We start from the raw sequence: 26,076 nt of genomic DNA, 5'->3' as shown, positions 1-26,076 counted from the left end.
AAAGAGCCTTTTTTTGAAAGTAAATTTTCATATACGATTCCTTTTTGCGATTCTGATATTGGGTTGTTGGTCTCAAGCGAATGCTGGATTCCTTCAAGAACAAGATACAGTTCAAAACGATACAGTTGGCCCATATGAGCCAAGTAAGAAACCTACGTTTCAGCCAAGTTATCGGTTTGGAGATCCATTTTCATTTAGAAGCTCGCGATCGCCACTCTTTTTAAGAGATCCATCGCAGGTGGATATGCAAGTGCAATTCAATCCTGATACTACCGCTGAGGATAGAGGAGTTACTTATTCTGTGTATGAAAATATAGGCTCGCTTGATTTTAGGCCCGCTTCTTTCATGACTTTTAATGAATTTAATCGCTACAACAATTCTCAGCTAAACCGTGAGTATTTCAAAGAGCGGTCAGCAGGATTAGATGGCGAAAGTGCAGTTAGTGGTCGAAGCTTAATACCTCGCCTATACATTAGTCCAATCTTTGATAGAATTTTCGGAGGAAGCTACGTAGACATTCAACCTAATGGATTTGTAAACCTAGATTTTGGAGCTCGTTTTCAACGGATAGACAATCCTGCTATCCCACTTCGACAACAAAAAAATGGTGCTTTCAACTTCAACCAACAGATAAGTATGAATGTTGTTGGAAAAGTTGGTGAGAAGTTAGAGATCACAGCAAACTTCGATAACAACAACACTTTTGATTTTCAAAATAACCTAAAGGTCATTTATACCGGATATGAGGAGGAAATAATTAAGAAGATAGAAATAGGTAATGTGAGTATGCCAGTTACAAACTCCCTTATGAGTGGAGCCCAGTCTTTGTTTGGTATCAAGACGGAACTTCAATTTGGCAAGTTGTATGTAACCACTGTTTTATCTCAACAGCGTGGTAGGAATGAAACGTTAACCATTGAGAGTGGCTTCCAAGGACGTGAATTCGAAGTACGAGCAGCAGACTATGAAGAAAATAGACACTTTTTCTTAGGGCATTTTTTTAGAGACAACTATGAGCAATGGCTAGCGGCCTTACCTCAGATCACTTCGGGTGTAAATGTCACAAGAGCTGAAGTTTACGTGTTAAACAGAAATAATGATACTCAGACTACTCGTAACATACTGGGTCTCATGGATCTGGGTGAAGGAACAGTGATTCATCGTCCTGATGAACCTAATATTGGATCTGGAAATGGCGGTCCGACGCGAAATGGAGCAAATAGCTTGTTTGCAAGCCTTACTGAACAATCAGCAGATGCAGTGGATGGCTTTCTTTTAAACACATTTCCCTCTTTCGAGAATTCTACTGACTATGTGAAAGTAACTACTGCAAGAAAACTGGATCAGGCGGAGTATACCATTAATCGAGAGCTTGGATACATCACCTTGACTCGTAGCTTAGCTAGCGATGAGGTCCTGGCAATAGCATATGAATATACATTTAATGGTACTGCATATAAAGTAGGAGAACTAACGGAGGACTATCAGAATCGAAGTGAGGACCAAGTAATATATCTAAAAATGTTACGTCCCAATAAAATCAATACAGAAGTACCTACTTGGGATCTGATGATGAAAAACATTTACAACCTCAATGCAGCTCAGATCAGTCAAGAAGGATTCCAATTGAGGGTAATCTACAGGGATGATGATACCGGGCAAGATAATCCTTCATTACATGAAGGTCGGCAACTGAAAGACAAACCGCTCATCCAAGTATTTAGTCTAGATCGATTAAATCCCACAGGTGACCGATCTCCTGATGGAAATTTTGACTTTATCGAGGGGGTTACCATTGATCCACAGAATGGTAATATTATTTTTCCCGTACGTGAACCATTCGGCGAAACTTTAGAAGATCAATTTGATCCGGACGAAGGAAGGTTAATTGATAAATATGTTTACAATGAATTGTACGATGAGCCAAAGGCAACAGCAGAGCTTAATGCTACCCAAAACAAATTTGTGATTTCTGGAAGGTTGACTGCAGGATCTTCAAGCGAAATCACTTTACCAGGTATTAACATCGCTGAGGGTTCGGTGATTGTTACTGCAGGAAATACACCTTTAACTGAAGGACTGGATTATAGAGTAGATTATAATTTGGGAAGGGTCACCATCTTAAATGAAGGAATACTTAGTTCAGGGAAAACGCTTCAAGTGTCCTACGAAAAGGCCGACTTATTCAACTTCCAGACGAGAACTCTTACAGGTGCTCGATTTGATTATCGATTCAATGATAACTTCAATATTGGAGCCACTGTTCTACATCTAAATGAGCGCCCTGGCGGGATCTCCAGGTTTGCAGTGGGAAATGAGCCAACAAGCAATACCAAGTATGGATTCGATATTAATTATCAAAATGAATCTCGCTTCCTAACCAAAATGGTGGATAAACTTCCTTTGGTAAGTACTAAAGCACCATCTACGGTAACATTTAATGCTGAATTTGCCCAATTAATACCAGGGACAAGTAATGTGGTGAATGGTGAAGGGACCTCATATATTGATGACTTTGAAAATGCAACAACACCAATCAATATAATGGGATGGCAAGCGTGGAAGCTCGCCGCTACTCCACGTGTTTTTCAAGAAGCGCAAAGTGGCAATTCTGCACTGAATTTCAATTATAGAAAAGCGAAAATCGCTTGGTATACAGTTGATAATTCAATTTTTTACAGAGCTGGAGGAAACAATCGACCTTCAAACATTTCTGACAATGATCTATCTAATCACTATGAACGTGCGGTCCTACCGCAAGAGATTTTTAGGCAAAGGGATCAGACATTAGTCAACTTCAATGAACCCATTTTTGATGTGGCATACTTTCCGACAGAAAGAGGTCAGTATAATTATAATCCCAATTTTGAGACCGAATCTTTAAGCCCATCAGAAGTCGAAGACAGATGGGGTGGAATTACCCGAGCGATTACTAATGAGGTAAACTTTACCCAGACGAACATAGAATATCTTGAATTTTGGATGTTAGATCCATTTATTGATGGTGAGAACGGCCGGGTGAAAGATGGTTTAGTAGATGCAATTGCAAATGAAAATCAAGGAGGTAAATTGATTTTTAATCTAGGGTCTGTCTCGGAGGATATTGCCCCTGATGATACTCATGCATTCGAAAATGGCCTGCCGATAGATGGGGAAATTGGTCCAATTACCACATGGGGACAGATTACACAGGATCAATACCTTACGAACTTCTTCGAAAATTCTCCAGGTGCTAGAGATAACCAGGATATAGGGCTTGATGGTTTGAGAGATGAAGACGAGAGAGATGTTTTTCCTACTCGAGCAGGAGATGACGATCCGTCTGCGGATAACTTCAGATACATTTTGGATGGCTTTTATGATCAGCAGGACGCAAAAATTGTTGAGCGTTACAAAGACTGGAATGGTATGGAGAATAACTCTCCTATTGCCAGCGGCGGTGGAGGTGCTTTCATACCTGCTTCAACAACATTACCTGACAATGAAGATCTAAATCAGGATAATACGATCTCAGACTTGGAAGAGTATTTTGAATATGAGTTAGACCTTACGCCAAGAGCAGGTGTATCCAACCCTGTTGATGGAAACTTGGAGCTTAGTGATTTTATTGTTGACCAAATAGCTGCACCTAATGACGAATCAACCAACTGGTATTTGTTTAGGATTCCAATCCAGAATGTAGGCACTCCTATAGGGAACCCAACCTTTGAAAATATCAAGTACATCCGGATGTACTTGACTGGTTGGAATAGACCAGTAGTCTTGCGTTTTGCTCAAATGCGTCTAGTAGGTAGTCAGTGGAGGAAGTTTGAGCGTGCATTGAACGAACCAGGACTAGATGTTCTGCCAAATATCGAAACATCAGATTTTTCAGTTTCAGTAGTAAATATTGAAGAAAATAGTACAAGCACTACCGGTGGAGTACGATATGTTTTGCCACCAGGCTTAGATCGAGATATTGATAATACAACTACTCAAAATCGACGCATAAACGAGCAGTCTCTTCAGGTATGTGTAGAAGACTTGGATGATAAAGATGCAAGAGCAGTATATAAGAATGTATCCTATGATTTAATCAATTATGGACGCATGAAGATGTTCTTTCACGCAGAGGCATTCAACGATGATATGGTGCTAGATAATGAAGTGACTGCATTCATGAGGCTGGGTACTGACTTTGATGAGCACTATTACGAAGTAGAAGTTCCGTTACTTATTACACCTCCAGATGTTACTGGAAGCCAAGCGGAGATCAGGAGACAGGTTTGGCCTTTGGAAAATGAAATTGACGTTTCTATAAAGGAGCTACTTGGTATTAAATCGGAAAGAAATCGAGCGAACTTAGACGAAGACATTCCTTATTCAGTGCCGTCTAATGATGGCCGATATACGTTCACCGTTAAGGGACGTCCGGATTTAAGTGATGTGAGAGTAATGATGATTGGTGTTAAAAATCCCGGTGATGAGTCTAACTCATCTAAGTCTGTATGTATTTGGGCAAATGAACTTCGAGTGACAGATTTTGATACCAATGCTGGATGGGCGGCAAATGCCCGGGTAAGCACCAAATTAGCTGACCTGGGAACAGTCTCCGCATCTACTAGGTACACTTCAATTGGCTTTGGCAACATTCAACAACGAATTTCAGAACGATCAAGAGCAGAAACAATTCAATACGATGTTTCGGCCAACCTAAATCTTGAAAAGTTTATGAGGCCTGATAAGACAGGTTTAGTGGTGCCAATGTTTGTGAGTTATGAAAAATCTACTGTTACGCCGCAATTTGATCCATTAGATCCGGATGTCCCATTAGAGGCGTCACTGGAGGCTTTTGATAACAACGAAGAAAGAGAAAGATACAGGCGGATAGTTGAAGACAGGTCGACAAGTAGAAGTATAAACTTCACCAATGTGAGGAAAGAAAAAGTAAACCCGGATTCGAGGAGTAGGATTTATGATATAGAAAACTTTTCATTCAGCTACGCTTATAGCGATCGGGTTTCAAGCAATGTGAGTACCCAAACGCTTTTCAACAAGACGGTGAGTGGAGGAATCAATTACAACTTCTCACCTGCTGCTTGGAGTGTCGAGCCTTTTAGTGAATCGGAGAAGTTGACTTCACCTTATTTGGCATTAATCAAAGATTTTAATTTTTCTCCAGTCCCAAGTAATTTTTCGTTTTCAACAAACCTTCGAAGGGATTTCCGACTCACTCAATATTATAATAACGACCTAACTACAGAAGGAGTAGAGCCACTTTATGAAAGGAATTTCTCTTTTGCGAGAAACTATGGAATGAGATGGGATATTACGAAAAGCTTAGGGCTGACTTATAGTGCTACTGCGAACGCAGTAATAGATGAGCCTGAGGGGATTATTGAAGGAGACATAGATACCAAATTTGAGCGTAACTACATCTGGGATCAAATCTTCTCGCTTGGAAGGCTCAAGAACTTTAATCAGAGTATTGCGCTCAATTATTCACTTCCATTCAGTAAAATTCCATTTACCGATTGGCTTACAATGGATGCCGGATATTCAGTAGGATATGGTTGGGTAGCAGGTGCTATTAATAGAACTGAAAGTGATACTGTTAGCTTGGAAAACGATGAATTGTTTTTTGGAAACTTCATCAATAATCAACGGACAATCACTTTTAGGCCTAAGATCGATATGAATAAGATCTATGATAAAATTACTTTCCTTAAAAATGCAAATACACCGCCGGAAAGCGGACAGTCAGTAAGCCCTGGTAATCAATTTTTACGATTCCTTATGATGCTTAAATCTGTTAACGGGACATATAATATAAATGAAAGTACCTCTCTTTCAGGATTTAAACCGACAGCATTTTTATTTGGTTTAGATAGTGGATTCAATGCTCCTGGTATTGGATTTATCCTAGGTAGTCAAGATCAAGGGATCAAGCAGAGAGCCGCCAGAAATGGGTGGATTGTGCGAAATGAAAATCTCAATTCTCCATTTCAGCAAACGTTTGGAACAGATTTAGATATTCAAGCCGACTTGCAGCCATTCAAAGATCTAAGAGTACAGTTAACATGGAATAGAGGACTTAACAATCAGTACCAAGAGATTTTTAGATTTAACGCAGATGAAGGAGGTTTTGAGACACTCACACCTTCCCGAAGTGGTAGCTATTCAATCTCTTTTCTCGCAATAAGGACTGCATTCCAAAAGGATGGTCCAGATAATTCTTCAGATGCTTTTTCGACCTTTGAACAAAATCTAATTACCGTAAGAGAAAGGTTAAATAGATCTAATCCAAATGGTGAATATGATACACTGTCTCAAGATGTCTTGATTCCAGCCTTTATCTCGGCATACTCTGGTAAAGATGCTAGTAGCACTTCTTTAACCCCATTCCCCAAAGTTCCTCTTCCGAATTGGAGACTTGATTACACAGGGTTGATTAATATCCCTGCTTTGTCTGAGTTATTTTCATCTTTCACAATTTCTCATGGATACAATTCTAGCTACAGTGTTTCAAGTTTTACCAACTCATTGAATTATGGAGAAGATGTTATTGGCTTGCAAAATGACATTCTTGATTATCCGCAGGCAAGAGATGATAGTACAGGTAGATTGGTGCCAGTTTACATCATTAATCAGGTTATGATATCGGAGCAATTTGTTCCTTTGATAGGATTTAATATTCGTACGAAAAATAACATCTCAACGAGGTTGGAGTTTCGCAAGAGTAGGAATTTGGCGCTAAATATGTCAAATGCTCAGATCACAGAAACGACAAATAATGATATTACTGTTGATATAGGATATTCTAAAGTTGGATTTAAACTGCCTTGGAGATGGCAGGGTCGAACTTTGACGCTTGAGAATGACCTTACGATGCGAGTTGCGGCTTCGGTTAGAGATAGTAAGACCGTCCAACGCAGAATAGGAGAAAGAAGTACCATTACCAATGGTAACCTTACATGGCAAGTAAGGCCTACAGTAACGTATAAAATCAACAATCAGCTAGACTTTACATTCTATATGGAAAGGAATGTAACTGATCCAAAAGTGCTAAGTTCATTCAAGCGCGCAACGACTGCATTTGGGGTTCAGTTAAGATTTGGTCTTGCACAGTAGTTCAGTTCAATTCTAAGTTTTATTTTTGACGCCCATTAAAAAATCTAAGACTAAATAGAAGCATATGAATATTCCATCAGAATTACAGTATACCAAAGATCACGAGTGGGTTAAAATTGACGGCGATATTGCAACAGTTGGAGTTACTGACTTTGCACAAGGAGAGCTTGGTGATATTGTGTATGTTGAAGTTGAAACTGAAGGCGAATCTCTCGACGCAGGAGAAGTATTTGGAACGGTTGAAGCGGTAAAAACAGTATCCGATCTTTTCATGCCTGTTTCAGGAGAAGTTGTAGAGGTAAACTCAGAGCTTGAATCAAATCCTGAAGTTGTTAATTCAGACCCTTATGGAGAGGGTTGGATGATTAAAATCAAAATTTCAGATCAAGGAGATCACCTGATTTCTGCAGAAGATTATAAGGCAGAAGTAGGGGGATAAGAAATATTGGAATGTTTTTTGCTTAGTTTAAGTAAATACCATCGTCCTTTTGGTATATAAAAATTGAAGGACATATATTTGATGTTCAACTTCACAAAAGAAGGAATATGGAACCTAAGAAAAATCCGAAAATAGACCTTTCCAGACAGTCAGGAATGTTCCTGAATATTGGAATGGCTGCCAGCTTGCTGCTTATCATAGTAGCGTTCGAATGGAGGACTTATGATGATTCAGGTCTAATGGACCTAGGGAATGTAGATGATGATTTTGAAGATATCATCGATATTCCACCAACAGAACAACCACCTCCACCACCTCCAAAAGTTCAAATACCAGAGATCATCGAGATTCCTGATGAAGAAGAAATCGAGGAAGAGATCGAAGTAGAACTTGATGTTGAGGTAACAGAGGAAACTGTTGTAGAAGAAATTGTATTCGAAGAAGCTCCAGAAGAAGAAAATGTAGATGAGATCTTTACGATTGTTGAAGAGTCCGCATCTTTCCCTGGAGGTATCACTGCCTTCTATGGATATCTTAAGAAAGAACTTAAGTATCCTAGACAAGCTCAAAGAATGGGTATTGAAGGTAGAGTATTCGTGCAGTTCGTTGTGGAACGAGATGGAAGCTTAACAGACATTCACGTAGTAAAAGGAATTGGTGCTGGATGTGATGAGGAAGCTGTAAGAGTACTTAAAGAATCTCCGAAATGGAAGCCAGGTAAGCAAAGAGGAAAACCTGTTCGTCAAAAAATGATTCAGAACATTCTATTCAAGTTTGCTAACTAAGATTTAGAAAATTTCATTCAAGCCTCTTGAGCAATCAAGAGGCTTTTTTTATGCCTACCAAGAAGCATCTTCTAATTTTAGCTTGTAGGCCGAATAACGAGCTTCGAAATCAGCATACTCGTTTGCCGGAAGCAGTGCTTTGATTCTATCTAACGTTTGATCAGCGTACGCTACTAAATTCCAATCCAAAGCAGCGTATGCATAAACTTTTAAAAGGTCAGTACTGTAAGGATTTATTTCAGTAGCATCAACAAGTAGTTCATATCCTCCAGATGCGTCACGCTTCTTTAGCTCCTCAACCACTGCAATCATTTTAGGTACATTAAATGCATTGGCTCTACCTATTGCAACTAGCGTTGAATCTGGAAGGCCATCCAAATTTGGGACAATCCAGTCTTTGGTTTTTGGAATCTCATAATTTTCTAAAGCACTCAAAAACTCATTTGCTTCATCCGTCATTTCGGGATTTTTCTTTAGTGCTTTCAGAAGCTCTTGTGGTATTTCATTCTTTCGGCCCATTCTTGCCAATACCTCGAGACTTGGTAGTAGTGACTCGGTGTGTTTAAGATCTAATGCCTTTTGAAAGAACTCCAATGACAGTTTGTATGCTTGCTGGTCCATTGCCAACTTGCCTAAAGCATCCAAATACGCCCCTTTATAATATTGATGTGCATTCGCCTGAAGGTAGTCTAGCATCATAAAGGCCTCATTAACTTCACCCTTGTTATAAAGATGGATTGAAAGAGCTTTTCTTAATCGATCGTTGTAGGTGCCATCAGTAGATTTTTCTATTTCTCTCCTTGTTAAGCTTTCTATAGAATCATGGTTGAAGATGTAGCAACTATTCAGTAGATATGTCTGACGATGTAAGAATTCAGCATCTTCAATTTTATCATGATCGAATTGTAAGTCAGTTTGCTCTGTCTGGGTGGTTAAAATATTGCTCTTAACACCATAATTTCCATTTTGATAGTCAAGGTTGATTTTACTAGAGTCAACAACTTCTAATTTTTTGTAAACACTCCATTTATTTATTAGCGGAGCGTTATTCCAATCATTTAACGGATTTGCTTTTTCGAAATATGTCAAGGCTCTATCGACTTCTCCCTTGTTCATATGTATTACGCCGAGATTGTTTTCTAATTCACCGCTGTTGGTGCTCCTTAATGCCTCTTCGTATATTGCCTGTACTTTATTGGCATTTATTTCCGCATCAAGATTCCCATAGTTGACAAGCGCATATGCTGATGGAAATCTCTGTGCCGCACTTAAATAATAGTTTTTGGCAGGATATTCATTCCCTTTGTCCATTGCGCCCCATCCAAGAGAATAATTAGCGTAATGAGTATTGTAGCCAAGGTAACTTGCTTCTAATGTATATTCTTTCGCAAGCAAGTCATTGTTTTCTGTCTTTGCTTCCTGTGCCAAATAGATATAGTAGCCACTTTTCAACAAATTATACGACTCTTGTCCCGAAAGAAAATAGAAGGCAAGGACTGCAAAAAAACCACCCAATCGAGCGCTTGCATATGGAAAATTACGCTCTTTATATGCGATTTTGTGAACTTCAAAACCCTTTATCAGAGGATCTATGAAGTTGCCAATGATGTAAAGGAAGAAGAGCACTCCAAACCCTATATGAAAGTACAGAATGAAATAGTGTAATGCTTGATATACGCCATCATTTCCTCTAATAATGTGCAATGACAAAAAGGACAAAGTAATAATCCCAAGACTGAAGGTGAAAAGGTAGAGCGTACCTTGACTTAAATACTTAGATAAAAAGTCAGACTTAAACTTAAGACTCCATAGGCTTATCAGACATGAAATCGCAAGCAGTATAAATGGATCAAAGAAAAAGAAGTTATTATCAAATAACCCAGACTTATTGAGATAATATAATACCAAGTTCCCCAAGTATATAATTGAAAGAACTAAGAAATGAAGGTGGTTACTTTTCCCACCTTTTCCGGAAGTAACCACATGCAGAATTCCATATGTGATCTCTTCAGAAATTAGGAATAAGAAAATTAGCCCGCAGATTGTAAATCCAAATAAAGAGTGCGCTATCACATGGTCGGTAAATAAGGTAGCGTCGGAAACCCCCATCAAAAGTCCACCGCTCAATATTGACAAAATCAATATCCTAAGAATAAGCGGTGTAGATTTCTTGTATTCATGAAATATCACCAATGGTATTATTAGGACCAATGAAGGTATAAATACCACAAGATTTGTCTGAATACCAAAAAGACCTATTTCTGAAAGATTAAGTCTATTTATGAATAGTGCGAGAAGCGCTACTACAATGAAAAATGCATATCTCCGTAAATAGGTGGAGGCTGCTAAGGCACCGCATAGACCCAGCCACATCAGCCCAAGGAGTGCTTGATCTCTAGTTATATCCCTCTGTATTTTACTTCCAGAATACTGTTCATTCAACAGGAGTTTTTCTCCCATTATTTCATGTGTCAATAATTCAGTTTCTAGCGTCCAGGCAGGAAATTCTATTACTTCCCCTATGGTTGTTACTTCCCAGTTTATTGAGTTGTCATAGCCAGAACTGTAAGACCATAGCATCGCTAAAAGACACGCTATGAAGAGCCCTATTAAGGATTTCTTTAAAAAATTACTCACTGTTAGTTGATTACTTTGGGAACTCTGAAATATTCAGAATCCTGTTTTGGTGCGTTTTTCAATGAACTTTCACGAGGCAGATTCTCGGTGGTATCATCTTCACGAAACTTATTTTGCTCGGAAGACATACTTATTAAAGGCTCAACATTATCTGTGTTAACTTCTTTAAGTTTATCAATCCAGTCCACCATTTTCTGGAGATCTTCAATCATTTGTTCCTCTTTCTCTTCTTCAAATGATAGTCTTGCAAGATGTGCTGTTTTCTGAACTATCTCCTTTGTTATTTTCATAATTCAAAGTTAATCAGCCTTTCGCTTGTTAAGTTCTTTTTGAATGACACGAAAAACTTCCATCCTAAGTTTCTTTACATCATCATCATCACCTCCAGATGGCCATATTGGTTCATGGAAAATTATGTGACATGTTCTTCTCCTAATATTCAATAAATCATCGTCTGGGAGTATTTTATAGTTGTCAGGCATTGTAATAGGAACAATAGGTATATTGTTTTCAACTGCCACTTTGAAAGCTCCATCTTTAAATTCAACCATTTCAGGATACTTGGAAAGTCGAATACCACCTTCCGGGAAGAAGCCAAGATTAAACCCGTCTCTTATCGCTTCTCTGGCTTTTTCTAAACTTCTAGCTCGACTTCTATAGCTCGATCTGTTTACTGTGATGTGTAGCGTGTGATACATGTATCCAAAAACTGGAATTTTGGCAAGTGAGCTTTTGCCTACGAACTTAAACGGTAATGGGTAAAGCCCAAGAATCGGAATGTCTAGATAAGAAAAATGATTGGCGCATATGATATATTGCTGATCTCTGTCAAGATCAAATCTCCATTCTTTTTTCACTGGGATGAATGCCATCTTCAAAAAACACCGCGCCCATAAATAATTGATTCTTAATGCCTGTTTGTGTAGTGCCTTGAAAGGAACCATAATAAGCAATGGAACTATTAGCAGCAAGAAGAAAAAGACCATGGAAAAAACGGCCCAAAACGAATACAAGCGCCTTAAAATCATATTGCCGGTTAGGTGTGCTATTAAGCCACTAAATTAGTCGCAAAATCCAGTCGGTTAGAAAAAAATGTACGACTCTGTAATATTTTTCTAGATTCGTGCACTAATGACCAATAAACAATAAGAATTGTGAGCCTATTAAAAGTAGAAAACATAAGTAAGTCATACAGCGAGCATCAGGCATTGACTGATGTGAGTATGGAAATTCCTGAAAAAACCATTTTTGGATTATTAGGTCCAAATGGAGCAGGTAAGACAACCCTTATTCGAATTATCAATCAAATAATCGAATCTGACCAAGGTTCGATACTATTTGATGGAACACCTCTTAATGCAGATCATATTCGCAACATTGGATACTTGCCTGAGGAAAGAGGTCTTTACAAGAAGATGAAGGTTGGAGAGCAATTGATTTATTTGGGACAGCTTCGAGGCCTTTCCATGAAGGAATCTTCGAAAAGAGCTAAGGCATGGTGTCAGAAGCTCGAAATAATCGATTGGTGGTCAAAAAAGATTGAGGACTTATCCAAAGGGATGGCTCAAAAAATTCAATTTATTTCCACTGTGATGCATGAGCCGAAGCTTATTATTCTTGATGAGCCGTTCTCAGGATTTGATCCTGTAAATGCAAATCTTATCAAGGATGAAATTCTTGATTTAAGAGATAAAGGGGCTACTATCATATTCTCTACTCATAGGATGGAATCTGTTGAGCAGTTGTGTGATCATGTAGCAATGATTAATAAGTCTCAAAAAATCCTTGATGGGTCAAAAGTTGATATCAAAGAGCAATTTAGAGATGGATCATACTTTGTAGAATATAAAGGAGGGGAAGTGAAGTCAGGCTCCGGCTACGAACTCATAAGCACAGAAGATATTGGAAGAGGATTGAAAAAATCATTGATACAGTATTCTGCAGAAGGAAATCCTAACGATCTACTTAAGCAGCTAATTGGGCAAGTTGAGATTCACTCTTTTGTAGAACGAATCCCAAGTATGAATGACATATTTATTTCGCTGGTAAAGGGAGAAAATCCTGAATTAACTGAAGCGTAAAATCACCAAAAAAGACATTTAAGATGAATAAGATATTTTTAGTAATTCAGCGAGAATTCATGAGTAGAGTAAAGAAGAAATCCTTCTTGCTTGCTACGATTTTAGTGCCATTACTTTTTCCTGCAATTATTGGAGGAATGGTATATCTGGCAATAGAAAACGAAAAAAATAAGGAAGTAGAAGTGATCCATGTGTTGGATGAAAGTGGGATCTTGACTTTCGAAGATACTGAGAGCTATGACTATCAAATGGTAGATGGTCCCCTGGATTCAGCCAAAGCTAGATTCAGCACTTCAAGTGATTTTGCATTGATCTATATCCCAAAGTTGGACATTGATGATCCTGAAGGGATTAAATTTTATGCGCATACCTCGCCTGGGATTAACTTAATTGGTGGATTCGAAGGCAAAATTGAAAGACAAATAAGAGATGTAAAGCTCACTCGATCAGGATTGAATGAAGAGCAGTTGGAAAGCCTGAAAACTTACGTTTCTATTGAGTCTTTTAACTTAAGTGAGACGGGAGATGAGAAGAAAAGTGATTCGGGCGTGACATTCGGAATCGGGTATGTCATGGGCTTCATGATTTATATATTCCTATTTGCATATGGAGCACAAGTGATGCAAGGAGTGATAGAAGAAAAGAATAGCAAAATTGTTGAAGTAATTGTTTCAACGGTGCGACCATTCCACATGATGATTGGTAAGGTAATAGGTGTAGCTTCTGTAGGAATAGCTCAGGTTGTGATTTGGATGGTCTTGATTAGTGTAATTTCATTTGCGGGAATGGCTGCATTTGGATTAAGCATGGATCCAGCAGAGACTGCTCAAATGATGCAATCAACCAATGAAGGAGCTTCTGCAATTCAGAGTAATGAAGAGATCCAGAAGGCACTTACATTAGTCAATGATATTCCTATCACTAAGATTGTTTCACTTTTTGTATTCTTCTTTTTGGGTGGGTACCTCCTTTATGGAGCACTGTTCGCGGCAGTTGGGTCAGCTGTAGATACACCAGCAGATGCGCAACAGTTCATGATGCCGATCATGATGCCAATTCTAGTAGCGTTGATGGGGCTTATGATGTTTGTATTCCCAGATCCACACGGAACAGTCAGTTTCTGGCTCTCCATAATTCCATTCACTTCACCTATCGTAATGATGGGAAGAATTGGATTTGGAGTACCGGCTTGGGAGATTGCTTTGAGCATGGCCTTGCTTATTGTAGGATTCATATTCACGCTTTGGTTGGCAGGTAGAATCTACCGCATTGGTATTCTTATGCATGGAGCCAAAGTGAACTATAAAGTTCTAGCTAAGTGGTTAATGCAAAAAAATTAAGATGATCGTGGTTATTTTTAACCAAAGGATCATTTTGTGAAGAAAAAGTTTAGAGAAGCCACTGGCAATACACTAGCCCCATTACGACCACATTTAAAGTGGATCGTGGTGGGGTTTGCTATTCTTATAAGCTTTGGATCGATTATATATACCAACAATTTGGTGGCTCAGCTTCGTGATCGGGAGCAACGTCAAATTGAGATATATGCCAGTTCACTAGAATTTCTTGCCAATGAAAGCGAGAATGTCAATTTCATCCTCATATTGGATGAAATTGTCACAGCGAACCACTCCATTCCGGTAATACTGACGGATGAAAATGAAAGACCGGAAGATTATCGAAACTTGAGTAGGGCTGATAAAATATCTGATAGGGATGAAAGAGAAGCATTCTTAAGGAAAGAAATAACTTACATGAAGGAGGCACATCCACCTATTGAAGTGACCTTGAAAGACGATCAGGATATTATTTATGGCAATAAGTATATTTTTTATAAGAACTCATTTCTGTTAAGTCAGCTTCAATATTACCCATACGTCCAGCTATCAATAATTGCTCTTTTCAGCATCATTACTTTTTTGACATTGAATTATATGCGAAGAGTAGAGCAAGATCATGTTTGGGTGGGTTTGGCAAAAGAAACAGCGCATCAATTAGGTACTCCGTTGTCTTCCCTCATGGCATGGTCTGAGTATTTTAAAGGCATCTATGAAGATCAACAAGAGGCACTTCTTGAATTTGATAAAGATGTTGATCGCTTGAAAGTGATTACAGATAGATTTTCAAGTATTGGCAGCGAGCCGCAGCTTGCACTGCTCAATATTGCTGATGCAGTGGATGAAATTGTCATATATCTCCAAAAAAGACTATCTACTAAAATAGATATGACAGTTACGGCATTCCCAAATCGGAATATTGAAGCCCGAATCAATCAATCTCTGTTTGCGTGGGTTATAGAAAATCTATGTAAAAATGCAGCCGACGCAATGGAGGGTAAGGGCTCAATTCATATTAGTATTTTGAGAGCAAATGAAGGCCGAGTGGCAGTTGATGTTCAGGATACAGGTAAAGGAATATCCAAATCGAAGATAAATAACGTGTTTCGACCTGGATATACATCTAAGAAGCGTGGTTGGGGCCTTGGTTTGACGTTAGCAAAAAGAATAATTGAGCAATATCATCAAGGAAAAATTTTCGTAAAACACTCTGAAATCAATAAAGGGACGACTTTCCGAATTTACCTGAATGGATGAGGCTCAAAAACCTTTTTTCCTTATGTTTTTTTCCCTTAATTTCGCACCAAATTTCAAACAACCCCATTAATATAACCACAAGAAATAATGGCAAATAAAGGTAAGGTAACCCAGATTATTGGCCCTGTAGTAGACGTAAGCTTCAGTGCAGATGGATCTAAGCTCCCAAATATTATGGACGCACTAAAAGTGACTCGTCCTGATGGTGTAGAAGTGATTTTGGAGGTGCAGCAGCACTTGGGTGAAGAATTGGTAAGAACAATCGCTATGGATAGTACTGATGGTGTAAGCCGAGGTACAGAAGTAACTGATTTGGGATCTGCTATCAAAATGCCAACTGGCGATGCGATCAAAGGTCGTCTTTTCAATGTAGTAGGAGAGGCAATCGATGGTCTGGAGCAAGTTGATAATTCTAACGGTCTGCCAATACACAGAGAGGCTCCAAAGTTCGAAGACTTATCTACTTCAACTGAGGTGCTATTTACTGGTATCAAGGTAATTGACCTGATCGAGCCATACGCAAAAGGAGGTAAGATTGGATTATTCGGTGGTGCGGGTGTTGGTAAAACCGTATTGATTCAGGAATTGATTAACAACATTGCAAAGGGACACGGTGGTTTGTCTGTATTTGCTGGTGTTGGTGAAAGAACACGTGAAGGAAATGACCTTCTTCGAGAAATGATCGAGGCTGGCATTGTGGATTACGGTGAAGAATTCAAAGAATCTATGGAAGCAGGCGGATGGGACCTGTCGAAAGTGGATAAAGACAAACTAAAAGACTCTAAAGCGACCTTCGTATTTGGTCAGATGAATGAGCCTCCTGGGGCACGTGCTCGTGTGGCTCTATCTGGATTGACTGTTGCTGAGCACTATAGAGATGGCGATGGCGATGGAAAAGGTAAGGATATCCTTTTCTTCGTTGACAATATCTTCCGATTTACTCAAGCGGGATCTGAGGTATCTGCCCTTCTTGGACGTATGCCTTCAGCGGTAGGTTATCAACCAACACTTGCTACTGAGATGGGTCTGATGCAGGAGCGTATTACTTCGACTAAGCGAGGTTCGATTACTTCAGTACAGGCGGTATACGTACCAGCGGATGACTTGACTGACCCTGCTCCAGCTACAACATTCTCTCACTTGGATGCGACAACAGTACTTTCAAGAAAGATTGCTGAGCTAGGTATCTACCCTGCTGTGGATCCATTAGATTCTACTTCAAGAATCTTAAGTGCAGATATTCTAGGAGATGATCACTATGATTGTGCACAACGAGTAAAAGAGATCCTTCAGAGATACAAAGAACTTCAGGATATCATCGCTATTCTTGGTATGGATGAACTTTCTGATGAAGATAAAGAAGTGGTACACAGAGCAAGAAGGGTTCAAAGATTCCTTTCTCAGCCATTCCACGTAGCAGAGCAATTTACAGGTCTTCAAGGAGTATTGGTTGATATTAAAGACACTATCAAAGGATTCAATATGATCATGGATGGTGAGCTTGATCACCTACCAGAAGCAGCGTTCAACCTTGTTGGTACAATTGAGCAAGCTGTAGAGAAAGGTGAGAAATTAATGGCTGAAGCTAACGCTTAATCGTAGCTCGATTAGCGATTAAATAGACAAAGATGTTTTTAGAAATAGTAACACCAGACGAGAAAGTATTTGAAGGAGAAGTATTAAGTGCTTCTTTCCCTGGAAGCGATGGATCCTTTCAGGTATTAAATAATCACGCTCCAATGGTTTCTACATTAGGCAAAGGAGATATTCGTTACCAAGAAGAGAAGAAGGATGAAGTACATATCCTTGTTGAAGGAGGAGTTGTGGAAATAATGAATAACAAAGTAAATGTTCTTGTAGAAAAAGTTTTCGGTGACGAAGACGAATAAATAAGTTAAAACTTTTATAAAAAGCCGCCTGCATAACTGCAGGCGGCTTTTTTGTTTAACAAGCTTTAACCATCATCAAATCTTTACAGGGAGAAACATTGCTACCTTGCCAAATAGTTGGAAACTTTTTGTGTTCAGACAACCATCCAACCCCATTGTGCATTCTAAAAACAAATGCTACTCTTGAATACTAAAGATCTAATAGAAAAGAGCAAATCCGGAGATCGAAAATCTCAGCAGCTTCTATATCAAAGGCTAAGCGCACCAATGATGGGTGTTTGCGTGAGATATATGAAAAGTAAGGAGGATGCTGAGGACGTGCTCTTGGAAGGATTTCATAAAGTATTCAAGAACCTAAAAAAATTCACCTATGAATCTGATAATGCATTTTTTGGATGGGTGAAGAGAATTATGGTAAACGAAGCTTTGATGAAGCTTCGGAAAAACAAGGACATAAGAGTACTTGCAATAAGTGAAGATTTGGATCAAGAAGTGGATGTATCTCCGTTATCGAAACTTGAAACCGAAGATTTATTGAATGCGATTAGGTCTATTCCAGTGGGTTATCGAACGGTATTCAATTTATATGAAGTAGAAGGGTATTATCATCAGGAGATAAGTGATCAACTGGGAATTTCTGTTGGGACTTCTAAGTCGCAATTATTCAAAGCAAAAAAATTGCTTCGAGAGATGTTGGATCAAAAAAATGAAAACTATGGCTCTTAATCAATTATCGGACAGGCTGGATCAGATTTCAGTTTCTGAACTCGGGTTTGAGTTTGACGATTCAGCTGTGTGGACCAAGTTAGAGGGGCGACTAAATAACAGCCGTACCGTTGTTTATTGGAGGGCCGTAGCTGCATGTATGTTGCTTTTAACATTGTTTTTGCCAATTAGTTTGCTCAAAGAAATAGATCTACCAGCTAATACTCTTTCTGAAATTGAGGGGACATCGGCAATTGAAAACTCTGATCTTATTCAAGCGCCAATGATTGAGGATGACTTGAAAAAACCAGATAAGCCTACTTGGAAGCTGGATAAAAAAGGAATTGAACCGATTCAGTTAGCAAAAGTGACAGCCAATTCACCTGCCTTGCAGCCGATTGAATTCGAAATTATTAAAGTGAAAAAGCCGACTTTCACCGGCGAAGACATTTCAATCATACAGGCAAGCCTCGAGACGCCTAAGGTTGGAAAAGGAAGAAAGATGACCATTAGAGCTCAATGGCAGAAGTCTCCCACTAAATCAAATGTGGAACATCAAGCATTAAAAGTTAAGCTCTATGAAAAAAATGAATAAACTCAAATTAACACTGATAGGACTAAGTATCTCTATTGCATCATTCGCGCAAGAGACGGTATACATTGGGGGAGATTCCGAAAATATTTCTCAAACAGCTGGAGAGAAGGACGGAAGAATCTGGAATCTTTATCCAGATACTATTCGAATGACTGTTGATGATGTCGAAATAATATTTGCGTTTGATCGGATTAGTAATAAATCAAATTACTATACAGACGAACTCTGGAAAAGCGCCCTCAACGTTATGGAAAATGCTATCGAAAATTCATCCATTGAAGGAGGAAGAGCAGTAACCTATCGGAAAATTAAGAAAGATGAAAAGGAGTTGGCAAAAGTAGAGGTCACACCACTGATCACTAATGAAACCTATTTGATAGGAGTTGATGGAGTTCAGGAATATGCTGCAGATCGAGTAGAATTCAGCATTGTTGGTAAAGATCTGTTTGTTTATTTCTCTCTAAATGATCTTAGTCAATTGAGTCAAATCAAAGACATTAAAATCGAATCGCTCTGGCAACAAATTGATCAAAAATATACGAACGAAGGCAGCAATAATTTATATACCGGCAAAGGCAAGTTTAGCTATGGGAATGCCCAAGTAAATGAACTAGGTGTGCTAAATACAAGAGCGGACAATATAGAGATTACCTTTTTAGGGATAGGTCTTGGTTATTATCGGGATCGCTTTGTTCCAGATCTTGGAAGTAAGATTGCATTCAATATTCATGATCGGTTAGGCAATGAATGGCTTGAGTTTGGATTCCTTTATACTCAGCAATATTTCTTTTCGAGAGATACAGAATCTAGTGACTATGATTTGGATTTAAATGGATGGCTGAACGGTTATGGTAAATTGAATTTTGGTAAGACTAAAGTAGGGTTGGGAATAGGTTCACTCATACATCGAGATGGTGACTTCTTCCAAGGTAGTACATGGAAACTATCCATCTATGCAGATGACGATAATTCGAACTTCTCATTCTCACCTGAACTGATTTTCACAGATGATTTTAAATCTGTATTCCCTGCCTTGAGAGTAGGACTTACTTTCTGATAATAGACAAAAAGTGACAGAGGATGGCAGTTAAGGTTTTGACTTAAGAAAATTTATTTTCTTTATGTCATGAAAAAATTCACCTTAGACACCGTCCTTTGTACCATTTTTATCTTCGGAATTCTCGGAGTTTTTGCCTCACTGCCGCTGCTTAAAGTTTTCGAAGCATTCGATCCGATCGGAGAGATGTTTTCAGATTTTGAACTTACTGACGTTGTTTTTTCTCAAATGCGAGAAGAACCTATTGCCGATGAGGAACTTGTAATTGTCAACATTGGCGAATTAAATCGAGAAGGCATTGCACATCAAATTGAAATAATAAGCAAATACAATCCCAAAGCCATAGGTTTAGATGTATTGCTAGACGAACCACAAACCTGGGAAAATGATAGTATGCTAACTCGAGTTTTCAGAGAAACTCCCAATCTCATTGTCGGAGAAAAACTGGTAGATCTAAATGAGGAAGGCACTGAGTTTACCCATACGCTTCGGCCAGAAAGCCATCTTGCTGAAAATGCAGATTTTGGGTTTGTAAATCTTATCACTGATGCCAGAGTGCAACATGATCTAAAGGTTTGTAGAGAGTTTACACCTGTACAGTCTGTCAACGGTGTTGAGAGCTATGCTTTTGCTGTTCGTTTAGCTATGGCAATTGATTCAGCTAAAACCCAACGATTTTTAGATAGAGGGAATGAGGTGGAGACTATTAATTATAAGGGAAATGTAATCAACTTCGTTTCGCAAAATCCGCGTATGAAGTATTTCACTCTTGATGTGTTTGATGTTTTGGATGAAAATTTCACACCTGATCTTATCGAGGGGAAGGTTGTGATAATGTGCACTATGGGTAAATTTTTAGGAGACGTACTGACTAGAGAAGATTTCTACTTTACACCTATGAACGAGCGGTACGTTGGCAAAGCAGAACATGACATGTTTGGTGGAGTAATCCATGCGAACATCGTATCTCAGATAATTGACGAGGATAATATTGATTCAATGAGCGAGAATCAAGCAATCGTCCTTGCGATTATTTTGTGTTTGGTGAATGTCTTTTTCTTTAAGATGATATATGGAGCCATTCCGAAGTGGTACGATGGCATCACTAAGCTTATAATCCTGATAGAGGTTTTCTTCCTTGCTACCTTGATGATCTATATGTTTTACACGGTTAATTACAAACTAGATATCACTCTGTCTCTTATTGTAATTGCACTATCAGGAGATGCAATCGAGGTATATCATGGAGTGATTAAGAACTTATTCACAAGAAGTAATAGGAAAGAGATTTTTAAAGTAAATAGAAAGTTTTGGGAGTCTGCTAGGTAATGATTTGATCAGTGGGGACCTCTATATCACCTAGGTCAAGCATAGCATTTATCAGACTCACTTTTTCGAATGATAAGATGTCTTCTTCTTTAATGGATTTCTCTGATATTTTTCTCTCATTAATGAGTTGAGATCTTTTGATGCCTTTTAATAGTGGAGTGTCAGGTGTGAACCAATTTGTACCATCCCAGAAAGCAAGATTGAAATATGATCCATCAGTAATACTTCCATTCATTGCTATGATAATATCATCTGCGGTAGCTCTTGAAGCGAGGATATTTATAGGATCACGATTTTCATATTTGAACGAGTAGTCGAAAAGTTCCGATTGCACTACTTGTAAGGACTCAATTTTCCTTGGAATGTACTCAGCATATTCAATATCATAGGTAGCATCTCCATCACTGACATCATAAATCATTCGTACTTTGAATACCCCTTTCATATCCAATTGGGGTAGTATCTCTTCAAGGGTTGGGGATTTAGTTCTTGGGTTATATTTATTGAATACACCATCGACCCTTGATTGATGTAGAACTAAGTTTAAGTACTTACCATCTTGTAGTTTAATGCTCTCGATGAATCTCATTATTTTCGGGGTATCACTAAATGTATCCAGCCATGCGTCACTTCCTCACATTGCTATTAATCTGTGGTTTAGCTATTTCTTCCTTCGCGCAAATAAATTTTGGAAAACTTAAAGATCGGGTAAAAAAGGTTGTAGAAGAAGAGAAAGTTGAGCCTGCAGCCTTAACAAATTCTGATGATAGGATGGCTGATTTTAGAAAAGACCAGCTAAAAAAAGATACATCCTTCTACAATTATATATTCTCACAAGGCAATAGGTCATCATTTTTTGCAAACCGGGAAAGCAAGGAAAATATTCTCGTGACCTTTGCTAAGTCTTATGAAGATGAAGATACAGCTCCTGTTCAATTAGAAATTTATGAGCAAGTTTTTGATTTAAACCGTGCTGCCGAGCTAACCATCTACATTAATCCTCACATAGCAACTTCTAATTTTAATGATGCACTGGACTTAATGGTTCATGACATTCCATCTTTTGATGAAGCATTTGAAATCAAGAAGCTCGTAAAAATGGATACCATGAATATTGCAGATAGATATGCACTGGGTAAGACCATTGCCAATATCTCTATCATGTTACACGCAGAAGGAAAGTACAAGCTGTCGGAAGAATTTATTGAGGAGACCATCAAATATTTTAAAGAGATAATTGGTGAAAATACTGCTGCATTAGCCTCCTTATATGCCAATCATGCTACGATTTCTCAATCTCAGGGAAGGTATACGGAGGCTGAAGAGTATTTTAATAAAGCTGAAAATATCATAAAAACTAATGAGCGCGTGGGATCACTTTCTCATGCCTTGTTCCTGAATAATAAAGCACTTTTATACAATGAAATTGGTCAATTTAAAGAGGCTTTACTAACCATTGATTTAGCATCAAAATATGCTGGAGGTGCATTAAGAGATAAAGGAAGAGACAATGTGGGATTTAAGATTAATAAAGGCCTTATTCATTTTAGTGCAGGAGAATATGAGACGGCAGAAAGGATTTTCAGAGAGGTAATTACCTTAAAAGAAAAACGTTTTGCTAAAAATCAGACGGATGTTGGGAATGTGAAAAACTACCTGGCTTCCACATTGATGGAGATGGGCAAGACTTCTGAGGTTCCTGCTTTATTGGAGCATTCGCTTAAAATCTTTAGAAATAAATACTCCAAATCTCATCCAGCATATATCAAGACTAAGCATAACTTGGGGAGATATCATTTGACAGTTGGGGATCTAATTGAAGCAAATACTATTTTGAATGAAGTTAGCCAGGCCTACCTATCAACTTTCAATGAATTCCATCCTGACTATTTGATGTCACTTGAAGATTTGGCGGTTGTGTCATGGAAGCAAGGAAATTATGCAACTGCAGAGTCTCAGTTTGATCATGTCCTCACCACCAATCTCGATTTAGTGGAAAAGTACTTCGGTGCTATGAGCGAGTATGAAAAAGGCCAATACTGGGCGAAAGTCAGACCATCAATTCTTAAGTTTTTTGCCTATGCAGTGGAGCAAGGTGGAAGTAGGCCAGAGTTACTTACTGATATGTATAACCTTCATTTGAAGACAAAAGGGATTTTACTAAGCGCATCGAGTAAAGTGAGGGAGCAAATCTTACACAGTGGGAATGAATCTTTAATAAATACCTACAACGAATGGGTAGATGCAAAGGAAAACATACTGCTGTATTACACTTATTCGAAAGAACAGATAAAGAACCTCGGGATTGATGTGCCCGCGGAAGAGGCAAAGGCAAATAGTCTAGAGAAAGAACTAAATAGACTTTCCACCTCTTTTGCAAGTGCAAATGAGCTTCCTGCTACAACGCTAGCTGATGTAAAAACAAAACTTGGTTCAAATGATGCGGCAGTTGAGATTATTGGATATCCTGTTTTCAATAGAAATTTCACTAGCAAGAAAAATTATGCATTCCTAATTGCAGATCTCCAGTCAGTAGATCCAAAGCTTGTCTTGATTGAAAATGGTGAAGAATTAGATGGAAAGTATGCCAAGGCCTACTTGAATATGGTGAAAGTGAAGGCCCAGGATCGTATCACTTATGATAAGTTTTGGAAGCCTGTCGACGATCAGTTGTCAGGAAAGAAAAGCATTCATTTATCATTAGATGGTGTTTACTTTCAAGTAAATATTGGAGCTTTAAGGCGAGCTGATAATAGCTATGTTTCTGATGGTTTAGATCTCCATTTATATACAAGTACGAGAGATATTCTAAAGAGCAGCAATGAATCACCGGGAAATAAAAAAGCAGATTTTTTCGGCTATCCAAATTTTGGATCGAAGGGCTTACTCACCCCTCTACCTGGAACTAAAGTAGAACTGGAGGCCATCAGTCAAATCACCAAGTCGAAAGGATTTACTACCAATCTTTACATGCAAAATCAGGCTACTGAGAAGAAGTTTAAGGAGATTTCATCTCCATCGATATTGCACATCGCTACGCATGGATTCTTTCTTCCTGAAAATCAAACTTCTGGAGATAAAGTTTTTGGTGTAGATGTAGGACAAGTAAAAGACAATCCGTTACTAAGGTCAGGATTGATGCTAGCAAATGCTGAGCAAACAATGGGGGATAATTCACAAAACGCTGAAGTAAACACAACAAACAATGGGATTCTTACCGCCTATGAAGTAATAACACTTGACCTGAAAAATACAGATATGGTTGTCTTAAGTGCTTGTGAAACAGGGTTAGGTGAAATCAAATCGGGAGAGGGTGTATATGGGCTCCAACGTGCGTTTCAAGTTGCAGGTGCTAATTCAGTTATAATGAGTCTTTGGAAAGTGAGTGATGAGGCCACTAAGCAATTGATGAGTTCATTTTACCAAAATTGGATGAGCGGTCAATCAAAAGAAAATGCATTTTTCAGCGCGCAAAAGTCACTACGTGAAAAGTTTCCAGAGCCTTACTATTGGGGAGCTTTTGTGATGCTCAATTAAGCCACTTGCATTTTTTCTACCTTCAAGTCTTTCGCGCTACCCATTTCCTTCATATGTCTGAAGTGGCTGGCGACAGCTGCACCGAATGATGGAAAAGCATAATATGGTAAATCAAATTCTTTTACCGTCTGTTGTACAAACTTAGAGATAGCCGGGTAGTGCACATGACATATGTCTGGGAACAAATGATGTTCAATCTGATAGTTTAACCCACCCAGAAACCATGATAATACTTTGTGATCCATGCCATAATTGCAGGTAGTTCTGAGTTGATGAGCTACCCAGCTATGCTTAACATGCTCAGATTCGCCTTTAAAAAACTCTGCAGGTTCAACCACATGAGCTGTCTGGAAAATCATAGCTAGCATGATGCCAGTGATGCAATGAGAAACGAAGATCATCAGTATTGTGATCCACATAGGAATTGGGATTAACAATACTGGTAGGGTTAAAAACACCACCCAATAAAATATTTTTCTAATAACAATAAGTGCGAATTCCTTAGGGAAATCAGATTTCTTAATTAGCCCTTCGCGACGGTAATCGAACGCTTTGATAAAGTCTTTAGTAGTGATCCACTCTAACAAGGGCACGCAATAGAAAATTGGTGCATATATGTGTTGGAATCTATGAAACCACTTATGCGGTTGATTTTTAGAATATCTAAATACAATTCTTGGTAAGATATCCTCATCTGTTTCTTCAATGTTGGTATAAGTATGGTGCAACACATTGTGTTGAATGTGCCAAATCAGTCTGTCTACTCCTACGATGGCTGCTGAGAACTCCATTATTGCATTCATGGACTTTTTCTTGAAATAAGATCCATGAATTGAATCATGCATGATAGTTGTGCCAATAAATGCTTTACCAATACCCATTACCATCCATAAGCCCATTAAGAGGTATAGATTGGTAAATCCTGCAGATATGAGCAAAAAATATGGAATCAGATACATAGATAAGATGATGATTGTTTTTACTATCATCTTAGTGTTGGCATTACGCTGAATTTCATTATCCAAAAAGTATGCGTTTACTCTTGTGCGCATTGCTGCTGCAAACTCCTTGTCTAACTTATTTTCAAATTTATATCTGATCATTCCAGTATGATTTACTCTTTTTATTCAAACACTATAATGAGGTAGATGTTTGAAGAAAATTGCCGCCGCAAAGTTATCAAGAAAAGACTGGTAATCAATAGGGTACGTCGTTTGAATGCTGAAATAGAACGAGAATTTACCGCTCTAACACTGAAGCTGCCATTCATCAATGCCATTAAATGAGTCTGTATTTTCTTCATTAAATTCCAATGAA

At 38.5% G+C, this 26,076-nt stretch carries 18 protein-coding genes; 13 read left to right on the top strand and 5 right to left on the bottom strand.

The features are described 5' to 3' along the window. The first annotated feature begins 13 nt into the window (after positions 1 to 13). From sov to ACY650_RS05935, 3 genes are all read left to right on the top strand, one after another. Positions 14 to 7,111 carry a T9SS outer membrane translocon Sov/SprA gene (gene sov, locus ACY650_RS05945; protein ID WP_462252727.1) on the top strand — a complete coding sequence of 2,366 codons (7,098 nt, stop codon included), beginning with the start codon at positions 14 to 16 and terminating at the stop codon, positions 7,109 to 7,111. Positions 7,112 to 7,175: 64 nt separating this feature from the next. Further along, the gene (gcvH, locus tag ACY650_RS05940; protein WP_462252725.1) at positions 7,176 to 7,550 is read left to right on the top strand and encodes a glycine cleavage system protein GcvH; all 375 of its coding nucleotides are present in this window, start codon (positions 7,176 to 7,178) and stop codon (positions 7,548 to 7,550) included. Positions 7,551 to 7,657: 107 nt separating this feature from the next. Then, the gene (locus ACY650_RS05935; RefSeq protein ID WP_462252723.1) at positions 7,658 to 8,335 is read left to right on the top strand and encodes an energy transducer TonB; all 678 of its coding nucleotides are present in this window, start codon (positions 7,658 to 7,660) and stop codon (positions 8,333 to 8,335) included. A gap of 54 nt (positions 8,336 to 8,389) precedes the next feature. Here the strand turns inward: ACY650_RS05935 and ACY650_RS05930 are convergent, their stop codons facing one another. Genes ACY650_RS05930 through ACY650_RS05920 form a run of 3 tightly spaced genes read right to left on the bottom strand, consistent with a single transcriptional unit; the run spans position 8,390 to position 11,844 of the window. Further along, entirely contained in the window at positions 8,390 to 10,972 is a 2,583-nt protein-coding gene (locus ACY650_RS05930; RefSeq protein WP_462252721.1) for a hypothetical protein, read from the bottom strand. Between the two features lie 2 nt (positions 10,973 to 10,974). Further along, positions 10,975 to 11,262 (bottom strand): Asp-tRNA(Asn)/Glu-tRNA(Gln) amidotransferase subunit GatC, encoded by a 288-nt coding sequence (gene gatC, locus ACY650_RS05925; protein WP_462252719.1) that lies wholly within the window; start codon positions 11,260 to 11,262, stop codon positions 10,975 to 10,977. Positions 11,263 to 11,271: 9 nt separating this feature from the next. Further along, on the bottom strand, positions 11,272 to 11,844 hold the full coding sequence (locus ACY650_RS05920; RefSeq protein ID WP_462252717.1) for a lysophospholipid acyltransferase family protein: 573 nt from the start codon (positions 11,842 to 11,844) through the stop codon (positions 11,272 to 11,274). Positions 11,845 to 12,126: 282 nt separating this feature from the next. Here ACY650_RS05920 and ACY650_RS05915 point away from each other — a divergent pair, with 282 nt between their 5' ends. The 9 genes from ACY650_RS05915 (at position 12,127) to ACY650_RS05875 (ending at position 21,222) form a co-directional block, all read left to right on the top strand. Next, positions 12,127 to 13,053: an ABC transporter ATP-binding protein gene (locus ACY650_RS05915; RefSeq protein ID WP_462252715.1), complete on the top strand. Its 927-nt coding sequence runs from the start codon at positions 12,127 to 12,129 to the stop codon at positions 13,051 to 13,053. A gap of 23 nt (positions 13,054 to 13,076) precedes the next feature. Next, positions 13,077 to 14,393, top strand: a complete 1,317-nt coding sequence (locus tag ACY650_RS05910; protein ID WP_462252713.1) for an ABC transporter permease — start codon at positions 13,077 to 13,079, stop codon at positions 14,391 to 14,393. Between the two features lie 36 nt (positions 14,394 to 14,429). Beyond that, complete coding sequence (locus ACY650_RS05905; RefSeq protein ID WP_462252711.1) at positions 14,430 to 15,647, top strand: sensor histidine kinase; 1,218 nt, start codon at positions 14,430 to 14,432, stop codon at positions 15,645 to 15,647. 87 nt (positions 15,648 to 15,734) lie between these two features. Beyond that, the gene (gene atpD, locus ACY650_RS05900; RefSeq protein WP_462252709.1) at positions 15,735 to 17,243 is read left to right on the top strand and encodes a F0F1 ATP synthase subunit beta; all 1,509 of its coding nucleotides are present in this window, start codon (positions 15,735 to 15,737) and stop codon (positions 17,241 to 17,243) included. A 32-nt stretch (positions 17,244 to 17,275) separates the two neighbouring features. Further along, positions 17,276 to 17,536, top strand: coding sequence for an ATP synthase F1 subunit epsilon (gene atpC / locus ACY650_RS05895; protein ID WP_462252707.1), 261 nt, complete (start codon positions 17,276 to 17,278; stop codon positions 17,534 to 17,536). A 183-nt stretch (positions 17,537 to 17,719) separates the two neighbouring features. Beyond that, entirely contained in the window at positions 17,720 to 18,262 is a 543-nt protein-coding gene (locus tag ACY650_RS05890) for an RNA polymerase sigma factor (RefSeq protein ID WP_462252705.1), read from the top strand. Further along, positions 18,252 to 18,836, top strand: coding sequence for a hypothetical protein (locus ACY650_RS05885; RefSeq protein WP_462252703.1), 585 nt, complete (start codon positions 18,252 to 18,254; stop codon positions 18,834 to 18,836). The genes ACY650_RS05890 and ACY650_RS05885 overlap by 11 nt, the downstream gene beginning before the upstream one ends. Then, positions 18,829 to 19,893 (top strand): hypothetical protein, encoded by a 1,065-nt coding sequence (locus ACY650_RS05880; RefSeq protein ID WP_462252701.1) that lies wholly within the window; start codon positions 18,829 to 18,831, stop codon positions 19,891 to 19,893. Before ACY650_RS05885 ends, ACY650_RS05880 begins: the two co-directional genes overlap by 8 nt. Positions 19,894 to 19,962: 69 nt before the next feature. Continuing rightward, positions 19,963 to 21,222: a CHASE2 domain-containing protein gene (locus ACY650_RS05875; protein WP_462252699.1), complete on the top strand. Its 1,260-nt coding sequence runs from the start codon at positions 19,963 to 19,965 to the stop codon at positions 21,220 to 21,222. Here the strand turns inward: ACY650_RS05875 and ACY650_RS05870 are convergent. Beyond that, positions 21,215 to 21,811, bottom strand: coding sequence for an aminotransferase class IV (locus ACY650_RS05870; RefSeq protein ID WP_462252697.1), 597 nt, complete (start codon positions 21,809 to 21,811; stop codon positions 21,215 to 21,217). The two genes, ACY650_RS05875 and ACY650_RS05870, sit on opposite strands and share 8 nt — an antisense overlap. 32 nt (positions 21,812 to 21,843) lie before the next feature. Here ACY650_RS05870 and ACY650_RS05865 point away from each other — a divergent pair, with 32 nt between their 5' ends. Further along, positions 21,844 to 24,759, top strand: a complete 2,916-nt coding sequence (locus tag ACY650_RS05865) for a CHAT domain-containing protein (RefSeq protein WP_462252695.1) — start codon at positions 21,844 to 21,846, stop codon at positions 24,757 to 24,759. On the opposite strand, the gene ACY650_RS05860 is transcribed toward ACY650_RS05865, so the two are convergent. Then, positions 24,756 to 25,862 (bottom strand): fatty acid desaturase family protein, encoded by a 1,107-nt coding sequence (locus tag ACY650_RS05860; protein ID WP_462252693.1) that lies wholly within the window; start codon positions 25,860 to 25,862, stop codon positions 24,756 to 24,758. The genes ACY650_RS05865 and ACY650_RS05860 overlap by 4 nt on opposite strands. Positions 25,863 to 26,076: the final 214 nt, after the last annotated feature.

The sequence above is a fragment of the Ekhidna sp. genome (assembly GCF_963691765.1).
Classification (GTDB): Bacteria; Bacteroidota; Bacteroidia; order Cytophagales; family Cyclobacteriaceae; genus Ekhidna.
This window is presented reverse-complemented; position numbering and strand designations above follow the sequence as displayed.